The organism is Thalassotalea montiporae, assembly GCF_053485855.1.
In genome coordinates this window covers 1-216 of record NZ_JBQRUO010000039.1, presented here as the reverse complement: position 1 = coordinate 216, position 216 = coordinate 1, and the positions used below count along the sequence as shown (strand labels likewise).

Below are 216 nucleotides of genomic sequence, written 5' to 3'. Positions count from 1 at the left end.
GTACGGTTCCTTTATATCTATGCTTAGAAGCTTTTCCTGGAAGCAGGGCATCAACAACTTCAGCTCCGTAGAGCCTCGTCTCGTATCTCAGCCTTAAGAGTCCGGATTTGCCTAAACTCTCAGCCTACATACTTTCACATGGACAACCAACGCCATGCTTGCTTAGCCTTCTCCGTCCCTCCATCGCAATATAAAGAAGTACAGAAATATTAATCT

General features: G+C 44.9%; 1 rRNA gene. It reads right to left on the bottom strand.

The features are described 5' to 3' along the window. Positions 1-216: ribosomal RNA gene (locus tag ACSLUR_RS19220) — 23S ribosomal RNA — on the bottom strand; the annotation flags it as partial.